Source organism: Pseudophaeobacter sp. 1A09344, from assembly GCF_041008745.1.
Classification (GTDB): Bacteria; Pseudomonadota; Alphaproteobacteria; order Rhodobacterales; family Rhodobacteraceae; genus Phycobacter; species Phycobacter gallaeciensis_A.
In genome coordinates, this window is record NZ_JAXGFS010000013.1 from 1 (window position 1) to 20,343 (window position 20,343).

The 20,343-nt window shown below is 61.8% G+C and carries 19 protein-coding genes; 12 read left to right on the forward strand and 7 right to left on the reverse strand.

Translation table 11 applies throughout. The features are described 5' to 3' along the window. Positions 1-539 precede the first annotated feature (539 nt). Entirely contained in the window at positions 540-1,715 is a 1,176-nt protein-coding gene (locus tag SM765_RS18895; protein ID WP_065272194.1) for an acetyl-CoA C-acyltransferase family protein, read from the reverse strand. A gap of 108 nt (positions 1,716-1,823) precedes the next feature. Between SM765_RS18895 and SM765_RS18900 the strand changes: the two genes are divergently transcribed. From SM765_RS18900 to tdh, 3 genes are all read left to right on the forward strand, one after another. Further along, on the forward strand, positions 1,824-2,390 hold the full coding sequence (locus tag SM765_RS18900; protein ID WP_274835441.1) for a helix-turn-helix domain-containing protein: 567 nt from the start codon (positions 1,824-1,826) through the stop codon (positions 2,388-2,390). Positions 2,391-2,619: 229 nt separating this feature from the next. After that, positions 2,620-3,807 (forward strand): glycine C-acetyltransferase, encoded by a 1,188-nt coding sequence (locus SM765_RS18905; protein WP_274837919.1) that lies wholly within the window; start codon positions 2,620-2,622, stop codon positions 3,805-3,807. Beyond that, on the forward strand, positions 3,804-4,859 hold the full coding sequence (gene tdh / locus SM765_RS18910; protein ID WP_274837918.1) for an L-threonine 3-dehydrogenase: 1,056 nt from the start codon (positions 3,804-3,806) through the stop codon (positions 4,857-4,859). The genes SM765_RS18905 and tdh overlap by 4 nt, the downstream gene beginning before the upstream one ends. Positions 4,860-5,127: 268 nt before the next feature. Here tdh and SM765_RS18915 read toward each other — a convergent pair whose 3' ends face one another. After that, positions 5,128-5,859 carry a metallophosphoesterase family protein gene (locus SM765_RS18915; RefSeq protein WP_274837917.1) on the reverse strand — a complete coding sequence of 244 codons (732 nt, stop codon included), beginning with the start codon at positions 5,857-5,859 and terminating at the stop codon, positions 5,128-5,130. Positions 5,860-5,889: 30 nt separating this feature from the next. Between SM765_RS18915 and SM765_RS18920 the strand changes: the two genes are divergently transcribed. Further along, positions 5,890-6,477 carry a hypothetical protein gene (locus SM765_RS18920; RefSeq protein WP_368981696.1) on the forward strand — a complete coding sequence of 196 codons (588 nt, stop codon included), beginning with the start codon at positions 5,890-5,892 and terminating at the stop codon, positions 6,475-6,477. 80 nt (positions 6,478-6,557) lie between these two features. Here SM765_RS18920 and serA read toward each other — a convergent pair whose 3' ends face one another. Then, positions 6,558-8,156, reverse strand: a complete 1,599-nt coding sequence (serA, locus tag SM765_RS18925; protein WP_274837916.1) for a phosphoglycerate dehydrogenase — start codon at positions 8,154-8,156, stop codon at positions 6,558-6,560. Between the two features lie 142 nt (positions 8,157-8,298). Next, on the reverse strand, positions 8,299-9,444 hold the full coding sequence (locus SM765_RS18930) for a phosphoserine transaminase (protein WP_274829416.1): 1,146 nt from the start codon (positions 9,442-9,444) through the stop codon (positions 8,299-8,301). Between the two features lie 259 nt (positions 9,445-9,703). Here SM765_RS18930 and SM765_RS18935 point away from each other — a divergent pair, with 259 nt between their 5' ends. From SM765_RS18935 to SM765_RS18945, 3 genes are all read left to right on the forward strand, one after another. Then, positions 9,704-10,744, forward strand: coding sequence for an AI-2E family transporter (locus SM765_RS18935; RefSeq protein ID WP_274829415.1), 1,041 nt, complete (start codon positions 9,704-9,706; stop codon positions 10,742-10,744). 119 nt (positions 10,745-10,863) lie between these two features. Next, positions 10,864-11,739, forward strand: a complete 876-nt coding sequence (gene serB, locus SM765_RS18940) for a phosphoserine phosphatase SerB (protein WP_274829414.1) — start codon at positions 10,864-10,866, stop codon at positions 11,737-11,739. Between the two features lie 59 nt (positions 11,740-11,798). After that, positions 11,799-12,521 carry a TSUP family transporter gene (locus tag SM765_RS18945; protein WP_065273669.1) on the forward strand — a complete coding sequence of 241 codons (723 nt, stop codon included), beginning with the start codon at positions 11,799-11,801 and terminating at the stop codon, positions 12,519-12,521. Positions 12,522-12,715: 194 nt separating this feature from the next. Here the strand turns inward: SM765_RS18945 and SM765_RS18950 are convergent, their stop codons facing one another. Further along, on the reverse strand, positions 12,716-13,714 hold the full coding sequence (locus SM765_RS18950) for an asparaginase (protein ID WP_274829413.1): 999 nt from the start codon (positions 13,712-13,714) through the stop codon (positions 12,716-12,718). A gap of 182 nt (positions 13,715-13,896) precedes the next feature. Between SM765_RS18950 and SM765_RS18955 the strand changes: the two genes are divergently transcribed. Both SM765_RS18955 and rlmN read left to right on the forward strand, forming a co-directional pair. Then, a complete protein-coding gene (locus SM765_RS18955; protein ID WP_274829412.1) occupies positions 13,897-14,430 on the forward strand; it encodes an invasion associated locus B family protein in 534 nt (177 codons plus the stop codon). A 179-nt stretch (positions 14,431-14,609) separates the two neighbouring features. Continuing rightward, positions 14,610-15,794, forward strand: coding sequence for a dual-specificity RNA methyltransferase RlmN (gene rlmN, locus SM765_RS18960; protein WP_274837915.1), 1,185 nt, complete (start codon positions 14,610-14,612; stop codon positions 15,792-15,794). Between the two features lie 71 nt (positions 15,795-15,865). On the opposite strand, the gene SM765_RS18965 is transcribed toward rlmN, so the two are convergent. Further along, positions 15,866-17,161, reverse strand: coding sequence for a type I secretion protein (locus tag SM765_RS18965; RefSeq protein WP_274837914.1), 1,296 nt, complete (start codon positions 17,159-17,161; stop codon positions 15,866-15,868). Between the two features lie 268 nt (positions 17,162-17,429). On the opposite strand from SM765_RS18965, the gene SM765_RS18970 reads away from it, so the two are divergent. After that, positions 17,430-17,648: a hypothetical protein gene (locus tag SM765_RS18970; RefSeq protein ID WP_065272181.1), complete on the forward strand. Its 219-nt coding sequence runs from the start codon at positions 17,430-17,432 to the stop codon at positions 17,646-17,648. 65 nt (positions 17,649-17,713) lie between these two features. Here the strand turns inward: SM765_RS18970 and SM765_RS18975 are convergent, their stop codons facing one another. Further along, positions 17,714-18,562, reverse strand: coding sequence for an LOG family protein (locus tag SM765_RS18975; RefSeq protein ID WP_274831662.1), 849 nt, complete (start codon positions 18,560-18,562; stop codon positions 17,714-17,716). A 145-nt stretch (positions 18,563-18,707) separates the two neighbouring features. On the opposite strand from SM765_RS18975, the gene SM765_RS18980 reads away from it, so the two are divergent. Both SM765_RS18980 and SM765_RS18985 read left to right on the forward strand, forming a co-directional pair. After that, complete coding sequence (locus SM765_RS18980) at positions 18,708-19,637, forward strand: threonine/serine dehydratase (RefSeq protein ID WP_065272179.1); 930 nt, start codon at positions 18,708-18,710, stop codon at positions 19,635-19,637. A 38-nt stretch (positions 19,638-19,675) separates the two neighbouring features. Then, positions 19,676-20,275 (forward strand): GntR family transcriptional regulator, encoded by a 600-nt coding sequence (locus tag SM765_RS18985; RefSeq protein WP_065272178.1) that lies wholly within the window; start codon positions 19,676-19,678, stop codon positions 20,273-20,275. Positions 20,276-20,343: the final 68 nt, after the last annotated feature.

Genomic DNA, 20,343 nt, shown 5'->3' on the forward strand with positions numbered 1-20,343 from the left:
GCTCTTCCGCATCGTTTGTCTCCTCGTTTGGAGAACAGGCTAACTTCAAACCGCGGACTTTTCAGGGGAGCAGGTCACTTGGCGAGAGAACCTTTCCATCACCAGTCGTGACAAGAACGGGTTGAACAGTGTTCTCTTGGTTTCTACCCAACTGCGCTGCAGCCGCTACTGGGTAGACCAAGGGGGCGACCAGAACATTTGACGCAGTCAATCCCGCTGCGCCAGCGGTCTCTTGATCACAACCGACACAGAGAGACGCCGCGAACATCGATAAAGCCCTCAAAACTCTGTTCGAAAGTGCACCTATCAAAACACCGCTCCATCGCGTCCACCGGACTCGGAGACTAGGCGCGCCACATGGTTTTGTAGTTGAGGTAAATCAATATCAGCAGAAACGACCAAAAGCAGCACAGCAGTATTTGCAGGCTGACCGCGGCAAGCAAGAACAAGGTCTCCCGCGCGGATTTGCCCTCCTGTTGGAGGTCTGCCCCCTGAAACCCGGCGCGCGTGGACCTGCCACACGCGCCAGTTATCGCTTATCAGAGACGTTCGATCGCCAGGGCGATGCCCTGACCGCCGCCGATGCACATGGTGATGAGGCCCAGCTTGCCGCCAGTGCGCTCCAGTTCATACAGCGTCTTGATGGTGATCAGCGCGCCGGTGGCGCCAACCGGGTGGCCCAGTGCGATGGCGCCGCCATTCGGGTTCACCTTGGCTGGATCAAGTCCCAGTTCCTTGTTCACAGCCAGCGCCTGCGCGGCAAAGGCTTCGTTGGATTCGATCACGTCGAAATCGCTCGCCTTCAGGCCGGTTTTCTTCAGCAAGTTCTGCACCGCAGGGACCGGGCCGATGCCCATCACCTCGGGGCGCACACCAGCATGGGCGTATCCGACGACCCGCGCCTTGGGCGTGAGACCGGCTTTTTCAGCCGCCTCGGCCCGCGCCAGAACCAGCGCCGCTGCACCATCATTGATGCCCGAGGCGTTGCCCGCGGTCACACGGCCATCCTTCTGGAACACCGGACGCAGACCGGCCAGCGCCTCCATCGAGGTTGCCTTGGGGTGTTCGTCCACCTCAAACGGCACCATGTCGCGCTTGACCTTGACCTCAACCGGCACGATCTGGCTGGCGAAATGCCCCGCCTCGATCGCCGCCGCGGCGCGGGTCTGGCTGGTCATCGCGAATTCATCCATCTGCTCGCGGGTGACGCCGTGTTCATCCGCCACGTTTTCCGCAGTGACTCCCATGTGGCCAGTGCCAAAGGGGCAGCTCAGCGCGCCCAGCATCATGTCCAGCGATTTCACATCGCCCATCTTCTGACCCCAGCGCGCCGACGGCGTGATGAAGGGGCTGCGCGACATGTTCTCGGCGCCGCCGGTCAGGGCGTAATCCGCATCCCCCAGCATCAGCGACTGGATACCCGACACGATGGCCTGCGCACCCGATCCGCACAGACGGTTCACGTTCATCGCCGGGGTGCCGTTGGGAATGCCTGCCTGCATTGCTGCGACACGGGACAGGTACATATCGCGCGGTTCAGTGTTGATCACATGGCCAAAGACCACGTGGCCGATCTGTTCCGGGGCCACGCCCGAACGCTCCAGCGCCGCCTTGGAAGCCACGGTGGCCAGGTCGATGGGGGCAGTGTTCGCCAAAGCGCCACCAAAGGTGCCAATGGCGGTCCGGGCGCCGTCCAGGATCACGATATCGGTCATTTTTCTCTCCTCACGAGTCAGTTGCGCGCATTATGCAGATGCAGCATCCGCTGTCTTGTCAAACGTACCGTCATTGACAAATCAAGACGCAAACCGCACGGTTCCGTTATGCCGGAAAACACAGACGATATCCTGACATTACTGCCATCGCGCCTGAAAGAGGCCCGCCGCGCCAAGGGCCTAAGCCTGGAAGCCGTGGCGAACCTGTCGGGCGTCTCGCGTTCCATGGTCAGCCAGATTGAGCGCGGTGAATCCAGCCCCACGATTGCCACCTTATGGAACCTGACGCGCGCCTTGCAGGTGGATTTTGCCGGGCTGCTGGACGCTGCTGACAAGGCGGACCGGATCGAGGTGCTGCGCGACGGTGATGTGCCCACCATCGACAATATGGGGCAAGGCTGCCGGATCCGCATCCTCTCCCCGCCCGAGGACGCAGGCGGGCACGAGGTTTACGATATCCTGCTTGATGCGGGCGGCGCGCTGGACAGCCAGCCGCACGGACGCGGAACGGCCGAGCATCTGACGGTGCTGGAGGGCGACATCACTGTCACATCTGGCAGCGCCCATATGCGCCTGCACGCAGGGGACACCGCGCGCTATGCCGCCGATATACCCCACAACATCACCGCACCAGATAGCGCCGCACGGGTCTTTCTGATCGTCAAGAACGGCTGAGCCCGATCCGGAGCCGATCCTGTTGGCCTGTCGCGCATGCGGCAGGCACGCCCCTGCCCACCCCACGGCGGGCGCTGAGCACATTGATGCCATCCGGTCATTAGATTCCAATACCATCTCAATCCAAAATTCCAGTTTCACGGATATTTTTCCGTCATTAAGAATTTCCCCTATTTGGGAATCAAATCCGTTATGATAGACACACTTCCGACGTAGAAGGAGATTCCCCATGTCCAACGCCTTTTTGACCGATATCGCCAAGACCCTGGACGCGATCGAAGCCGAAGGTCTGACCAAGCGGGAACGAATGATCACCTCCCCACAGGGGGGCGAAATCACGGTGGGCGACCGCGAGGTCATCAACCTCTGCGCCAACAACTATCTGGGACTGGCGGATCACCCCGATCTGATCTCCGCCGCCTGCAATGTCATGGATGACAAGGGGTTCGGTATGGCCTCGGTCCGGTTTATCTGCGGCACCCAGGACATCCACCGCGAGCTGGAGCAGAAGCTGGCAAAGTTCCTGAACAAGGATGACGCCATCCTCTTTGCCGCCTGTTTTGATGCAAATGGCGGGCTGTTCGAACCTCTGCTCGGCCCCGAGGATGCCATCATCTCGGACAGCCTCAACCATGCCTCGATTATCGACGGGGTGCGCCTGTGCAAAGCGAAACGCTATCGCTACCTCAACAGTGACATGAATGATCTGGAGGCCTGGCTGAAACAGGCCCGCGAGGATGGCGCACGCCATATCATGATCGCCACCGATGGCGTCTTCTCGATGGATGGCTACCTGGCCAAACTGCCTGAGATCCGCGCGCTCGCGGACAAATACGACGCCGTGGTGATGGTGGACGATTGCCACGCCACGGGGTTCATGGGGCCGCATGGCGCCGGGACGCCGGATCATTTCGGTGTCGATGTGGACATTCTGACGGGAACTTTGGGCAAAGCACTTGGGGGGGCCATCGGCGGTTATATCGCCGGGCCGCAGCCAGTGATCGACCTGCTGCGGCAGCGGGCGCGGCCCTATCTGTTCTCCAATTCGCTGCCGCCCTCCATCGTTGCTGCCGGGATCGAGGCGCTGAACCTTGTCGAACAGGGCGCGGATCTGCGCACACGCCTGTTCGAGAACACCCGGTTCTGGCGCGCGGGGCTGGAAAGCCTAGGCTTTGATCTATTGCCCGGCGAGCATCCCATTGTCCCGGTGATGCTGGGCGAGGCGCAGCTGGCGCAGGACATGGCGGCGCAGCTTTTTGACGAAGGCGTCTATGTCTCTGGCTTCTTCTTCCCGGTGGTGCCGCGCGGCCAGGCGCGTATCCGCACCCAGATGAACGCGGCCCTGACGCAAGAAGAACTGACCCGCGCCCTTGCCGCCTTTGGCAAGGTGGGCAAATCGCTGGGAGTGATCTCATGACACGGCCTGACAGGATACCGAACACCATGAAGGCCCTGGAAAAATCCAGACCCGAAGAGGGCCTCTGGATGGTCGAGGCCCCGGTGCCCGAGATCGGCGCGGATGATGTGCTGATCAAGATCAACAAGACCGGCATCTGCGGCACCGATCTGCATATCTGGAACTGGGACGACTGGGCGCAACGCACTGTGCCCGTCCCGCTGATCACCGGGCATGAGTTCGCCGGGGAGATCGTCGAGCTTGGCAGCAACGTGACGGATCTGAAGATTGGTCAACGCTGCTCGGGCGAAGGGCATCTGATCGGCCATCACTCGCGCCAGTGGCGGGCTGGCAAGTTCCATCTGGATCCCGAAACCCGCGGCATCGGCGTCAACGAACAGGGTGCCTTTGCCGAGTATCTGCGCCTGCCCGCCTTTAACGTGGTGCCTTTGCCGGATGAAATTCCGGATGACATCGGCGCGATTCTGGACCCTCTGGGCAATGCGGTTCACACCGCGCTCAGCTTTGATCTGGTGGGGGAGGACGTGCTGATCACCGGCGCCGGACCCATCGGCATCATGGCCGCAGCGGTTGCCCGCCACGTTGGTGCGCGCCATGTGGCGATCACCGATGTGAACCCAGCGCGGCTGGCCCTTGCCGAAAAGGTCGCGGATGTCCGTGCCGTGAACGTGGCTCAGGAAGACTTGCAAAACGTCATCGCGGAACTGGGCATGACCCAGGGCTTTGATGTCGGGCTTGAGATGTCAGGAAACCAATCCGCGCTTGATCAGATGATCGAAGCACTGGTGATGGGCGGCAAGATCGCGCTTCTTGGCATTCCGCCCGGAAAATCCCCGGTCGACTGGAGCCGCATCGTCTTCAAGGCGATCACCCTGAAAGGGGTCTACGGGCGCGAGATTTTCGAGACCTGGTACAAGATGATCGCCATGCTGCAGAACGGCCTCGATATCTCGGAAATCATCACAAACCGATTCGGAATAGATTCGTTCAAAGATGGGTTTTCGACCATGAAATCCGGTCAGTGCGGCAAGGTGATTCTAGACTGGACTTGACCAAACGGCGCGGACAGAACAACGCCCAAAATCATGCGCAGCACCCAATAAAACAACAAAAAACCGCCCTATCAAGGGGCGGTTTGCAATCTGGTCAAGCGCGATAAATTGGCGTGACTGGCGCTAAAACATGTCATCCCAGAACCGAGAAGAAAAACAGAATAAAACTCGTAAAGTAGCGTCCAGCCACAGTTCACTATTAGCACACTTCTCTGTGATTTGCGACGAAAAGCGCTGGGATTCTGCGTAAAAAACGCGGTTCTTTTGGTTAGGCGGAGCCTATGCTTTTGCGCCCCTGATCGCTCAGAAGCCAGCAGTCCTTTCCTTCGAAGACGGCAGCACTCAGCGGGCGGCCAAAGCCTGCGCCGCTGTCCAGATTGACACGGTTGCCGCGATGCTCAGCGCTTGGGACATGGGTGTGGCCATGCACCACCAGCCAAGGGTGTGGGCGGGTGTCGTCGAGGAATTCATGCCGGATCCAGATCTTGTCATCCTCGGTCTGCGCCTGCAGCGGCACGCCGGGACGGATGCCCGCATGGACGAACAACAACTCGCCCTGTTCATGGTGGCTGGGCAGGGCCGCCAGAAAATCCCGGTGGCGCTCCGGCAATGCGGCGCGCGCTTCTTCGTGCACCTCGTGGATACGCGCCCGTTCCGGAACATCGACCCCGTAAGAGGCCAGCGTCTGCACCCCGCCGATCTTCTCGTGCAGCCAGTGATAGCCGACCAGCAGTCGGGCATCGTTGCGGGGATAGTCCTCCATGAACATCGCGAACATGCGGTCGTGGTTGCCCATCAGGCAGGTCCAGTTCTTGCCTGCCTCCTGCCCTTCGATCAGCAGGTCCAAGACACCCCGGCAATCCGGCCCGCGATCCACGTAATCGCCAAGAAACACCACCTGAGCATCGGGACCACCATCCGCCGCGATCCGCTCCAGCGCCTCTTCCAGCATCTCGCGCTGTCCGTGAATGTCTCCTATGGCGTAGATCGGCGCGGGCATGGGCATCTCCTTGGCTGCTATAGGGAATAGATGGCCGATGCACCGCCCTACCACAAGGGGCAGCCTGTGGGACGCCGAAGGTTAGCCGCGAATGACGCCCTCTGCCCGGTGGCGCAGCGCGGGAAATATGTGGATCGAAAACCGGAAACCGGTCACAGTTGTCGCCACCTGCCGCAACCGATCCGCCATTCAAGGCAGGCATGGGATGATACGGCAGGCGTTTTTGGTGAGTTCAAGGGGGACGATCAGATGAAAGGTATTTCATCCGCATTTTTCATTGTCGCGGTCAGCGCGGCGCTTGGGGGTATGGTCTGGGGCATCCAGATGGCCGCGACGGGCGATCACGTCCTGTCGCCGGCGCATGGGCATCTCAACCTGATCGGCTGGGTCAGCTTTGCGATCTTCGGCTTTTACTATCATCTGGTGCCAGCCGCGGATCAGGGGCTGCTGCCAAAGCTGCATTTTGCGCTGTCTGCCGCCGGGCTGGGCCTGATCGTGCCGGGCATTGCCATGGCCATTGCCAGTCACAATGAAATGCTGGCCAAGCTCGGCTCGGTGCTGACCCTGGCGGGGATGCTGGTGTTTTTTGTGGTCGTCCTGCGATCGATCCGGAAATAAGCGGCGCGCAGCTCAGCGGAACATGAAAAAGCCGCCCCAAGTGAAGGGGCGGCTTCTCCGATTTCAGGCCATAAGGCAGGTTATTTGACGTCGAATTGCAGCGGCTTGATCTGGTTGAACAGGCCGGTTTCGGCCAGCTTGGCGCGGGCCTCGGCCGGGACCACACCATCGACATACAAGAGCGCGATCGCTTCACCACCAGCCACAGCGCGGCCCAGGGTAAAGTTCGCGATGTTGACGCCGTGATCGCCCATGGTCTTACCCAGAGTACCGATGATGCCCGGCACGTCGTTGTTGGTGGTGTAGAGCATGTGCTCACCCACTTCGGCGTCGATGTTGATGCCCTTGATCTGGATGAAGCGCGGCTTGCCATCCGAGAACACGGTGCCCGCGATGGAGCGTTCACGCGTCGGGGTGGCGACGGTCACCTTCACGTAGCCTTCAAAGGCACCGGACTGTTCCTGATTGGTGGTCGACACCTTGATGCCGCGCTCCTTGGCGATCATCGGGGCGGAGACCATGTTCACATCCGGGTTGATCGACTTCATGATCCCCGCGATCAGCGAGCAGTTCAGCGCCTCAAGGTTCATCTCGGACGCGCAGCCATCATAGAGGATGTTGATCGCCTTGATCGGCTCGTCATCGGTCATCTGGCCGATGAAGGCGCCCAGATGCTCGGACAGCTTGATCCAGGGTCCCATGACCTTGGCTTCTTCCGCCGTGACCGAGGGCATGTTGAGCGCGTTCTCTACGGCGCCGGTCAGCAGGTAGTTGGCCATCTGCTCGGCCACCTGCAGGGCGACGTTTTCCTGGGCTTCGGTGGTGGCGGCGCCCAGGTGCGGGGTGCAAACCACGTTGGGCAGATTGAACAGCACGTTGTCCTTGGCCGGCTCTTCCGAGAAGACGTCGAAGGCCGCACCGGCAACGTGACCGGATTTCAGTGCTTCCGCCAACGCCTCTTCATCGACCAGGCCACCGCGGGCACAGTTGATGATGCGCACGCCCTTCTTGGTCTTGGCGAGGTTTTCAGCCGACAGGATATTCTTGGTCTGATCGGTCAGCGGCACGTGCAGGGTGATGAAATCGGCGCGGGACAGAAGCTCGTCCAGCTCGACCTTTTCGACGCCCATCTTGTCGGCCTTCTCCTGACCGAGGAAGGGGTCATAGGCAACGACTTTCATCTTCAGGCCACGGGCACGGTCACAGACGATGCCGCCGATGTTGCCCGCACCGATGACGCCCAGGGTCTTGCCGGTGAGTTCAACACCCATGAACTTGGATTTTTCCCATTTGCCCGCGTGGGTAGAGGCGGAGGCTTCGGGGATCTGGCGAGCAACGGCGAACATCATCGCGATGGCGTGTTCGGCGGTGGTGATCATGTTGCCAAAGGGCGTGTTCATCACGATCACGCCTTTTTTCGACGCGGCTTCCTTGTCGATGTTGTCGGTGCCGATACCGGCGCGGCCGATCACCTTGAGGTTGGTGGCGTTCTCGAGGATCTTCTCGGTGACCTTGGTGGCCGAGCGGATGGCAAGACCATCGTAGTTGCCGATCACCTCGGCCAGCTTGTCCTTGTCCTTGCCAAGGTCGGGCTGGAAGTCGACCTCGATGCCGCGATCACGGAAGATCTGAACGGCGGCTTCGGAGAGTTTGTCGGAAATGAGTACTTTGGGGGCCATGTCTGGTGGTCCTTTGTGCGGGGGCCTGTGGAAAGGCCGTCAATTTTGAACGAGGGAAGCGTCCGACCCTGGTGGGTGCAAAGCGCCCTCCTTGGGGAGGGTCGGGCGCTGCCCGGCGGTGCCGCCGGGCGAAGTCGCTTGATCAGCCTTGCGCGGCGATCTCGGCCTCAAAGGCCCATTCGAGCCAGGGCAGCATGGCCTCGATATCCGAGGTTTCGACCGTGCCACCGCACCAGATCCGCAGGCCGGCAGGCGCGTCACGATAGGCGCCGATGTCCAGCGCGATGTTTTCCGCTTCCAGACGTTTGGCCACGGCCTTGGCAAAGGCGGCGCCGTCCTTGATGCGGTCATCGGTGAACTTCAGGCAGACCGAGGTGTTCGACAGGGTCGCCGGATCCTTGGCCAGGAAATCGATCCAGTCATGCAGTTCGACGAAATCGGCAACCGCCTTGGTGTTGGCATTGGCGCGGTTCTGCAGCCCTTCAAGACCGCCAACCGAACGCGCCCAGTCCAGCGCGAAGAGGTAGTCTTCGACCGCCAGCATGGAGGGCGTGTTGATGGTCGCACCGGAGAAGATACCGTCGATCAGCTTGCCGCCCTTGGTCAGGCGGAAGATTTTCGGCAGCGGCCATGCGGGCGTGTAGCTTTCCAGGCGCTCAACCGCGCGCGGTGAGAGGATCAGCATGCCGTGGGCCGCTTCGCCGCCCAGCACCTTTTGCCAAGAGAAGGTGGTCACATCCAGCTTGTCCCAGGGCAGGTCCTGCGCAAAGGCGGCCGAGGTGGCATCGCAAAGGGTCAGACCTTCGCGATCCGCCGGGATCCAGTCGCCATTCGGGACGCGAACACCCGAGGTGGTGCCGTTCCAGGTAAAGACGACGTCATTGGCAAAATCGACCGAGGCCAGATCGACGATCTCGCCGTAGTCTGCGGTCTTGGCGACGGCATCCAGTTTCAGCTGCTTGACCACATCGGTGATCCAGCCGGAACCGAAGCTCTCCCAGGCGAGCATCTCGACGCCGCGGGCGCCCAGCAGGCTCCACATGGCCATTTCCATGGCACCGGTGTCCGATGCGGGCACGATGCCGATCTTGTAGTCAGCGGGGATCCCCAGAACTTCGCGGGTGCCTTCGATGGCGGCCTTCAGCTTGTCCTTGCCGACAGCGGCACGGTGCGAGCGGCCCAGAGGCGCATCTGCGAGTTTGGTCAGATCGAATGTGGGGGGTTTGGCACAGGGGCCAGAGGAAAAACGCGGATTGGCCGGCCGCGTAGCCGGTTGCTGGTTAGCCATTGATGCTATCCTTCCAGATAAATGCCCCTCGTTGGGGAGGGGTGTCCCACGGACGGAGCTAAGGCCTGCCGCGCGGCCGCGCAATACGCAAAACGACAGATTGCGGCGATCTGGCGCGCAATTGCGACCCCTCCTGACGCCTTTCGGAAACTTTCCACCCCGGATCGGCACCCGATCTGCCCCGTACAGGCTCTGTCATTGCGGCGAGGTATGGGATGCTGTTGTCTGTCTCCATGGTGTTTCGAATCGGATTTCGCGGATGAGCAAACTGGCGCTGGTGACCTATTCCTTTGCGCTGCTGCTGATGGTGGGCTGGCTGCTGACCGCCGGTCAGGCCGTGCTGTTGCCGATCCTCGTGGCCGTGATCGCCGTCTACATCCTGACCACCGCCGCCGAGGTTCTGGCCGATGTGCCGGGGTTCGGCCGCCTGCCCCGTACTGCGCGGCGGCTGCTGGTGCTGCTGGCCATTCTTGCCGCCTTCATGGTGCTGGCCTCCTTCATTACAGCCAGCGCCACGGCGATCTCTGCCGCCCTGCCGCAATACGCCGCCAATCTCGATAAGCTGCAACACGATTTCCTGACCTATCTCGGCGTCGACGAAGTGCCCAGCTGGGCCAACCTGGGCGAAAGCCTGCTGGACCTGATCGACGCCACCACGCTGATGCCCGCGATGCTTGCCACCATCAGCAACGGCGGCACCCTGATCGTCAGCGCCGCGCTATACGCCGTGTTCATCCTGACGGAACTGGACCGGCTGCCGGAAAAGACCCTGATGGCAATGAACGAGCCGGAAGATGCCGAGCGCACACTGGAGCTGGCCCGCAAGATCAACGACAAGATCGGAGGGTATCTGGCAGCAAAGACGCTGGTGAACGTCATTCTGGGGCTGGTGTCCTATGCGATCCTTCTAATGCTGGGGATTGCCCACCCGGCCTTCTGGGCGATCCTGATCGGGCTGCTCAATTACATTCCCTATATCGGCTCGATCATCGCGGTGTTCTTTCCGGTCACCATCAGCCTGATCCAGTTCGGCTCCTTCGGCCACGCGGCGCTGGCGCTGGTGACGCTGATGACGCCCCAGATGATCATCGGTTACTACGTTGAGCCGAAATACCTTGGGCATTCGGTCAACCTCAGCCCGTTTTCGGTTCTGCTGGCGCTGGCGCTGTGGACCGAGCTTTGGGGCATGACCGGCGCCATTCTTGCGGTACCACTAACCGCGATGGTGATGATCATCCTGGCCGAAATCCCGACCACCCGCTGGTTGGCGGTGCTGATGTCGCAGAACGGCAAGGTCTGACCACTGGCGCGGGCACACATGCGCGATTGGCCGCAGGGGCTGGCCCCGGCGATCCCGCCTCGCTATGACATGCCGCAATTCACCCTGTTCCTGTCTCTCCCCCGCTCCGGAGCCTGCTCATGTATACCGTCACCCTGCTTTGCAATCCTGCGGCGCCCTGCCTTGAGGCGACCCTGGTCGAGTCCCTGCGCAATGCCTGGGGCGGCGGCGAGGCCCAGTGGCTGGCCCCCGACGTGGCCGCCGAGTTTGTGCTGGAGACACTGCCGGATAACCAATGGGACGTCTGGCAGGACCTGCAGAACATGGCTGTCGATCTGGTCATCCAGCCGACCGAGGGACGCCGCAAACGCATGCTGCTGGCGGATATGGATTCCACCATGATCCAGCAGGAATGCATCGACGAGCTGGCAGAGGTCGCTGGCGTCGGGGAACGGGTAAAGGACATCACCGCCCGCGCGATGAACGGCGAGCTTGATTTCGAAGGCGCCCTGACCGAACGGGTCGGCCTGCTGAAAGGCCTGTCCGAAGGCATGATCACCGAGGTTCTGAACACCCGTATCACCCTGATGCCGGGCGGGGCAGAGCTCGTCGCCACGATGAAGGCAAACGGCGCCTATACGGCGCTGGTCTCGGGCGGGTTCACTGCCTTTACCGCGCGGGTCGCGGGCCAGCTCGGCTTTGACGAAAACCGCGCCAATACCTTGCTGACGGCAGAGGGCACGCTGACCGGTGATGTGGCCCGCCCGATCCTGGGACGCGAGGCCAAGGTCAACGCGCTGGAAGAGATCACCGCCCGGCTGGGTCTGACTGAGGCGGAGGTGATCGCCGTCGGGGATGGTGCTAATGATCTTGGCATGCTCAGCCGTGCGGGGGCAGGCGTAGCGCTGCACGCCAAGCCGTCGGTGGCGGCGGAATGTGATATCCGGATCAATCACGGGGATCTCACTGCGCTGCTTTATGTGCAGGGCTATGCCCGCAGCGATTTCCAGGCCTGATAGACGTGCTCGACCTATTGCCCGGCTTTGAGGTCGGGATCGAAACCCTTCTGCTGTTGATGACAGCCGGGTTTCTTGCCGGGTTCATCGATGCCGTCGCCGGGGGCGGCGGACTGATCACGGTTCCCGTGCTGCTGATCGCGGGAGCCAACCCGGTCACCGCATTGGCCACCAACAAGATCCAGGGCCTGTTCGGCGCCGCCACCGCGGCCCTGTCCTATGCCCGCGGCGGCCATGTGGACCTGCGTCGGCAGGGGGGATCAGCGCTGATCGCCTTTGTCGCAGCGATCGCCGGGGCGCTTCTGGTCTCGGTTCTGCCGACAGAGTGGATCCGGATGATCCTGCCACTGCTACTGATCGGAATCGCGGTCTTCTTTGCCACCAAGAAGGGGCTTGGCGATCTCGACCGCGCGCGCCGCCTGTCACCTGCCTTGTTCGCGGGCACCATGGTGCCGCTCTGCGCGGCCTACGATGGGCTGCTGGGACCGGGTGCGGGCAGTTTTTACATGCTCGCCTTCGTGTCGCTGGCGGGCTACGGCATTCTCAAGGCGACGGCCCACACCAAGCTGCTGAACCTGGCTTCGAACGCCGGGGCGCTGGTCGCCTTTGCCTTTGTTGCGACGCCCTGGTGGATGACCGGACTGGCCATGGGTCTTGCGCAGATCGCAGGGGCGCGGCTGGGCGCCGGGCTGGCGCAGAAGATTGGCGCTCGGTTGATCAAACCGCTGCTGGTTCTGACTTCGGTGGCGCTGGCGATGAAACTGATCTTCGACATGCTCTAAAGGCAGAACCCCGGGCCGACGAGAAGGCGCGCCATATAGCGTCCGGGCCTCTCCCGCGCCCGCAGGTGCAACGGCCCTGGGGCCGTCACCCCATGGCGGCCTTGGGCCCAGCGCCGCGCATCGCGCGGCGCTGGGCCCAACGGGAGGGCGGCTTTTCAAAAGCTGACCGACGGGCGGGAGCCCGCCCTAGCGATTCAGAATGCCAGTTCGGCAGCGGGACGGATGGCGCCGCAATCGATATTACGCCGGTTCAGAAGCGGCGCATTCAGATATTTGCGAGTTTCCGGGTGATCCGCCTCCAGAACGCCAAGCCCCACCAGAATGGCCGCAATGGCGCATTCGCTGGCCCGGGTTGCGCCATCGGTGACCTTCAGCGCAACGCCCAGCTGCTGCTCGGGCAGGATGGCGACGAACACCGCCTCTGCCCCGGTCTTGATCGCCACCCGGCCGCCCATGGCGCGCATCAGGTTGGTGCAGGCGCGGGTTTCCCCGGCGACCAGCTCGGGGTGTTTCGCCATCGCCGCCACCAGCTGCGCCGCCCCTTCAGAGGCCCGGTCGGACCGTGTGTGCGCCGAGGCAAACCAGCCCATCGCCCGCGCCAAACCGTGCACGGTGGTGGCAAAATTCGGCGCCGAGCAGCCATCGATACCATATCCGGGGCTCTCCAGTCCGGTGACCTCTTCAAAGGCAGACAGGCAGGCCTGCTGCACCGGGTGATCGATCTCGACATAGTCCGCCCCACCGCCAAGATGCTGGTTCAGGGTCAGGAAGCCCGCGTGTTTGCCCGAGCAGTTGTTGTGCACCTGGCAGGGGCTTTGATCGGTCTTGATCAGCTCATTGCGCGCCGGGATGTCGGCCGGTTCCTGCGGGCCGCAGCGGAAATCACTATCCGCCAGCCCCAGCTGACCGAGCCAGGCATTGACCCGGTCGGTGTGGATATGGGCGCCATTGTGCGAGGCACAGGACAGCGCCAGCTGCTCGGATGTCAGCCCGTATTTTGCGGCGGCGCCGGAGGTCATCAACGGCAGCGCCTGGATCATCTTGGCCGAGCTGCGCGGATAGATCACCGCCTCCGGGTCACCCCAGCTTCGCACGATCTGGCCGCTGGCGTCACAGATGACCGCATGCCCCAGATGCAGGCTTTCCAAAAGGGAGCCACGCCAGATCTCGGCCATAGGTACGGGTTTATTCATGATATCTGCCTCGCTTCTTGGCGAAATCCTGCCAAAACGCACTTTCGCTCGTGGTGATTGTTACGTTAGTGTGCTTCAGTAAGGCAAGCAGGGGAAACGGGCAAAGACGGCGGTCAAAACGCTGCCAGCCCCGGTACGATTTCCCTGAAATTGAGGTTATGACAGTCTTGGAGTCGGGACAAATGGCATCGAAACTCGCCCGCTTGGCCGCGGGCCTGTGTGTGGCCGCATTGGCCACCAGCGCGAACGCACAGCAAGCAAAAACGGATAACCGCGTTGGCGCCAACGTGGATTGGAGCGTTTTTCAAGGCGAAAACCCAACCGAATGCTGGGGCGTTTCCGCCCCCAAGGAAACCGTCAATACGCGTGATGGTCGGGTTGTCGCCGTGCGCCGCAGCGACATTCAGCTGTTCGTGCTCTATCGCCCGGATGACAGTGACAAAGGTCAGGTCAGCTTTACCGGTGGATACCCCTTCGCGCCCGGATCGACCGTCAACATGGTGATCGGGGATTCCGAATTCGAACTCTTCACCGAAGGTGAATGGGCCTGGCCCGCGACCCCAGCGGATGATGCTAAAATCATCACCGCGATGAAACGGGGATCAGACGCGGTGCTGACCGCCCGTTCGGCTCGCGGCACCCAAACCAAGGACCGGTTCTCCTTGCTTGGGTTCACTGCCGCAGTCGAGGATGCGGAAAAGCGCTGCACCCAGTAATTAAGCCGGGCCCTTCGCATAAAAGTACCGTTTTGCCCCGGCCGCGACAGCAGTCGGGGCTTTTGCTATCGCCCCACCCCAAGCCCCTCTGCAGTGCTATCTGGGGAGGAAATCTTTTGATCTTTGGTCAAACTCCTATATAGAGCCGCATCCAGCCCATAAATCCGAGTCGCCCTGCCATGACCGCCAACGCGCCGATCACCCAAGACGTTCTGACCCTGCCCCGCAAACAGCCCGAGGGCGGCAAGATCAACCTTGTGGGTCTCACCCGCGAGCAGATGCGCGCGGCGCTGATCGAGCACGGCACGCCGGAAAAGCAGGCCAAGATGCGGGTCGGGCAGATCTGGCAATGGATCTACCAATGGGGCAAACGCGACTTTGCTGAGATGACCAATCTCGCCAAGGCCTACCGCGCCCAGCTGGCCGAGCATTTCGAAATCGCCATCCCCGAGATGGTCAGCAAGCAGGTGTCGAGCGACGGCACCCGCAAGTATCTGGTGCGCATCGCCGGCGGGCACGAGGTCGAGGTGGTCTATATCCCCGAGGAAGGCCGCGGCACCCTGTGTATCTCCAGCCAGGTGGGATGCACCCTGACCTGTTCCTTCTGCCACACCGGCACCCAGAAACTGGTGCGCAATCTGACAGCGGGTGAAATCGTCGGGCAGGTTATGATGGCGCGCGACGATCTGGAAGAATGGCCCGTACCCGGCGCGCCCAAGGACGAAACCCGTCTTTTGTCGAACATCGTGCTGATGGGCATGGGCGAGCCGCTTTATAATTTCGAGAACGTGCGCGATGCGATGAAGATCGCCATGGACCCCGAGGGGATTTCCCTGTCGCGCCGCCGGATCACCCTGTCGACCTCGGGCGTGGTGCCGGAAATCGCCCGCACCGCCGAGGAAATCGGCTGCCTGCTGGCGGTGTCCTTTCACGCCACCACCGACGAGGTGCGCAACAAGCTGGTGCCGATCAACAAGCGCTGGAACATCGAGGCGCTGCTGAACGCGCTGCGCGATTATCCGCGGCTGACCAATTCCGAACGCATCACCTTTGAATATGTGATGCTGAAAGATGTGAATGACAGCGACGAAGACGCGCATCGTCTGGTAGAGTTGATCAAGGGCATTCCGGCCAAAGTGAACCTGATCCCGTTCAACGAATGGCCCGGCGCGCCCTACAAACGGTCGTCGAACAACCGCATCCACGCCTTTGCCAATATCATCTACCAGGCAGGCTATGCCTCGCCGATCCGCACCCCGCGCGGCGAGGATATTCTGGCTGCCTGCGGTCAGCTGAAATCGGCCACCGAACGCGCCCGCAAGAGCCGCAAGCAGATCGAGGCCGAGACAGGCACATCGTCCTGAGGCTCGTGATAGGCCGACTGAGAAAAGGCAGACCGCAACACCGGTCTGCCGAAACGCGCGAGACGGTATTTCTATAGGTACAGAATGTCGCCTTCGGTCAGGTTGCCGGCAAAGCCCTGCAGCCGGATCTCGAACCAGTCGTAGTAGCTAAGCACAGTATCAGCGCCGTCCTGCTGGAAGGTCAGTTCACCAAAATATTCAGGATCGACCTGCGAAACATCGATTACATCGACGCCGGATGTGAAATCGGTGATGGTATTCGCATCATAGAAATCATCGTCCGTAAAGACGAAGACATCCGCGCCGCCGCCACCGGTCAGGACGTCATCTCCGTCGCCACCGTTCAAAACGTCGCCGCCACCGCCTCCCAGCAAGCGGTCGTTTCCGTTGCCACCCTCAAGGGTGTCCGCGCCCCGCGCACCGGTCAACCGATCGTCACCGCCGCCACCGAAGATCTGGTCACGTCCGCCGCGTCCGTGGAGCACATCGGAATCGTCCTCGCCGCCCGAGTAGTCTTCCTCTCCGATGCCGCCATAAAGCACGTCGCCACCGCCGCCGCCATTCAGCTTGTCATTGCCGAGCCCACCGATCAGCGTGTCCTGTCCTGCGCCGCCGCGCATCACGTCTTTTGCTTCGCGGCCGATGAGCTGGTCGTCTCCCCCGCGCCCCACCAGCACGGTGGCCTGATCGGTGGAGACCATCACATCGTCCTCGCCCGTCGCGCGGATCTTGACCTTGCCCGCGCGATTGAGCCCGACATTCCAATCTTCAAAGGCGCTGGCGTCACCATAGATGTCCTGCAGCGCCTGGGCGTCCATTGTTCCGAGATCCGTGACGCTGTAGCCATCATAGCTGTAGGTCATCACGGTGTTTTCCTGGTTATCCAGGCTCTCTTTCAGGGTCAGATCCCCGTCATGCGGATGCTTCAGCCCCATCGAATGCCCCAACTCGTGCAGCATGGTTTCGTACCCATAACTACCGGGGCTAAGGGCGCTGGTCCCGATCGCAAGGTCTCCCTGACTGGTGTGACCGTCCTGAGATAGCGCGATATCGGCCCAGCCGCCCGCGCTGCCACCGTTAAAACCGAAGACATTGACCATGGCCGGGCCGTCCACCTCGACGAACCGTATCCCGGCTGTGGCCTCAAACTCTTCTGTCACCTGCCGGAAATAACCGCGCTGCACCTCACTGAAGGACCAATAGGAGCTCGCGCCATAGGGATCTGTCGATACCGGCGCCAGATCCTGCGTTTCGACAAAACTGTAGGTGACAACGACCTGCGTGCCCACGGATGTCTGTCCGTTCCAGCGAAAGACGTCATCGTCCAGATAATATAATAGGGCCGAATAATCGGATACCTCAGACATCCCAATCTCCACACACCAATTCCACGCATCAACGTTTCGTCAGGGAATGTGGCTGCCATGCGGCTTGAGATTGGCGGAAACCGCGCAGTTCAGCGCATCTTTAATAAGTTTTTAATAATTTCAGGGATTAAACGGGAATGATTGAGGTCCGAATATCGCCATTTAGCGAAATGGGCTGCCTCATTTTTTCCTATATTCGGGTGCAATTTCGCCATTCGGCTAGAACAGTTTCGATTCTGAAAACAATGCTGTTGAAAAGGGAATCGCAATGCAACAGGAACCCATCGAAACCCGCACTGTTGGCGCCATTGAACCGGGCGTTCTGACCATGATCCGTGATGAGCGTGAAAAGGCGCTGAGCACCCGTGAATGGCAATTTCGCCTGCGTGGCTATGGCTATGGCATCAAGACGATCGAAGGCGAACAGATCCTGACCCGTCTGCCCCAGGGCATCGCGGTTGGCGTGTTGCCGCCGGAGTTTTTCTGAGCAGCCCGCATCCCCCACGCATTGGTGACGGATGCGGTGCGGCCGAATTTGGCTCGGCAGTCTGATTACATGTCGCGGTCCGGCAAAGCGCCGCGCGCCGGAGCAGGCTCCCAGTTATCGATAATCTCCACGGCCTCTTGTGCCGTTTCGACGAACCGGAACAGGTCGAGATCCTGATCGGAAATGGTCCCGGCATCCGCCAGGGCCTCCCAGTTGATGATTTTTTCCCAGAACGCGCGCCCGAATAGAATGAAGGGCACCCGTTCCATGCGGCCGGTCTGGATCAGGGTGAGGCTCTCGAACAGTTCATCCAGAGTACCAAAGCCACCCGGAAAAACGGTGATCGCCCGGGCCCGCATCAGAAAGTGCATCTTGCGCACCGCGAAATAGTGGAAGTTAAAGCTGAGATCCGGCGTCACATAGAGGTTCGGTGCCTGCTCATGCGGCAGAACGATGCCAAGGCCGATCGAATGCCCCCCGGCATCGCTGGCACCTAGGTTCCCTGCCTCCATCACGCCCGGCCCGCCGCCCGTCACGATGACATTGTGCTGTCCAACAGTCTCCAGGGATGTCAGCGTCATCAGCCGGGCAAATTCCCGCGCCTCGTCGTAGAAATGAGAAAGATCCGCAAGGGTCTGCGTGCGGGCCTGCTCCTTGTTTTGCGGGCTGGGAATGCGCGCGCCGCCGAACATGACGATGGTGCTTTCGATCCCCTTTTCATCCAGCAGCAACTGCGGTTTCAAAAGTTCCAGCTGCAACCGCACAGGGCGCAGCTCGTCCCGCAGCATGAAATCGCTGTCGTCAAAGGCCAGCCGGTAGGACGGGGACCGGGTCTGCGGCGTATGCGGCAGATGTTCGGCCCGGCTCCGGTCGGACTGGGCGTCTGGAAACCGGCTTTTGCGATCGTCGCTCATGTGAAAAGACCTGCGTGTTATGCTCAACTGATGCCCTGTCTATCGCTGCCCTGCCCCCGGCGCCAGCCCACGCGCACCGCTCGGCTCTTGCACCCGGAGCGAAGTGGCGTAGTCTCCCGCCGAAAGACAAGAAAAGGCGGACGACATGGATTGGACAAGCGATATCGCAGCAGCGGCAGAGCGCATTCGGGACCACGTGCAGGTGACCCCCGTGTTGCAGACGAAAGGGTTTGATCTGGACCGGCCGATCGAGCTGAAGCTTGAACACATGCAGCATACCGGCAGCTTCAAGGCGCGTGGCGCCTTCAACACCCTGCTCAGCTGTGATGTTCCAGAGGCAGGCATCGTCGCAGCCTCGGGCGGGAACCACGGCGCGGCAGTGGCCTATGCCGCCAGCAAACTGGGTCATCGCGCCCGCATCTACGTGCCCGAGATGGCAGGCCCCGCGAAAATTTCACTGATCCGCGACACCGGCGCCGATCTTCAGGTGGTGCCCGGCGCCTATGCCAACGCGCTGGAACTGGCGCAGGCCTATGAACAGGAAACAGGCGCCATGCAGGTGCATGCCTATGATGCGCCCGGCACCGTGGCCGGTCAGGGCACCTGTTTCGCCGAATGGCAGGATCAGGGACTGGAAGCCGACACCGTGGTGATCGCGGTCGGCGGTGGCGGGCTGATCGCCGGGGCGCTGGCCTGGTTCAATGGCGCCAAGAAGATCGTCGCGGTCGAACCCGACACCTCCTGCGCGCTCAATGCCGCACTGGCCGCCGGGGCACCGATCGATGTCGAGGTTTCAGGCGTCGCCGCCAACGCGCTTGGCGCCAAACGCATCGGGTCGATCTGCTATGATCTGGCGCAGGCGCGCGGCGTCACATCGGTCACGGTTCCGGACGAGGCCATCACCCGCGCGCAGCATGCCCTGTGGCGCGAGCGGCGCATCCTGACCGAACCGGCGGGCGCAACCGCACTGGCGGCGCTGATGTCCGGCGCCTACCAGCCTGCCCCCGGCGAACGTGTGGCTGTGCTGGTCTGTGGTGGCAATATCGCCCCAGATCCGCTTCAGCCGCAGGGCTAAGGCTTGCGGCAGGGCCAAAGGCACCCTATCGCAGGGCCATGACCGCCACGATCGCAGACAGGATCTATAGCGCGCTGAGCGAGCGCATCGTCACCGGGCAATTGCCCGCGGGCGAAAAGCTGCGTCAGGACCACATCGCCCGCGAATTCGACACCAGCCATGTGCCAGTGCGCGAGGCGCTGTTGCGGCTTGAGGCGCACGGGCTGGCACGGTCAGAGCCGCGCCGGGGCACCCGCGTCAGCGCGCTGGATCCGGCCGAGATCCGCGAGGTGATCGAAATGCGGGTGGCGCTGGAGGTGCTGGCGCTGACCCATGCCTTCCCCCGGCTCAGCGACGCCGACATCGCCGCCGCCGACACAGCCCGTATCGCCTGCGACGAGGCCGAGGACATGGCCAGCTGGGAACGGCTCAACCGCCAGTTCCACCGCATCATCCTGGCACCCTGCGGGATGCCGCGGCTGCTGGCCTCGATCGACGATTTGCACATCGCAGCGGCCCGGCACCTGTTTGCCAACTGGCAGCACCAGTGGCGGCAGCGCGCCGACAAGGACCACGCCGCCATCGTGCAGGCGATGATGCGCCGCGATGCGGCAGCGGCCTGCGAAATCCTGCGCCGCCACCTGCGCCGGGTGCGATAGATCGTCTGAGGACGCTCAAAGCCGCTGTTTCACCGCAATCCGCACATGACCTTCCCCCCGAATACCGC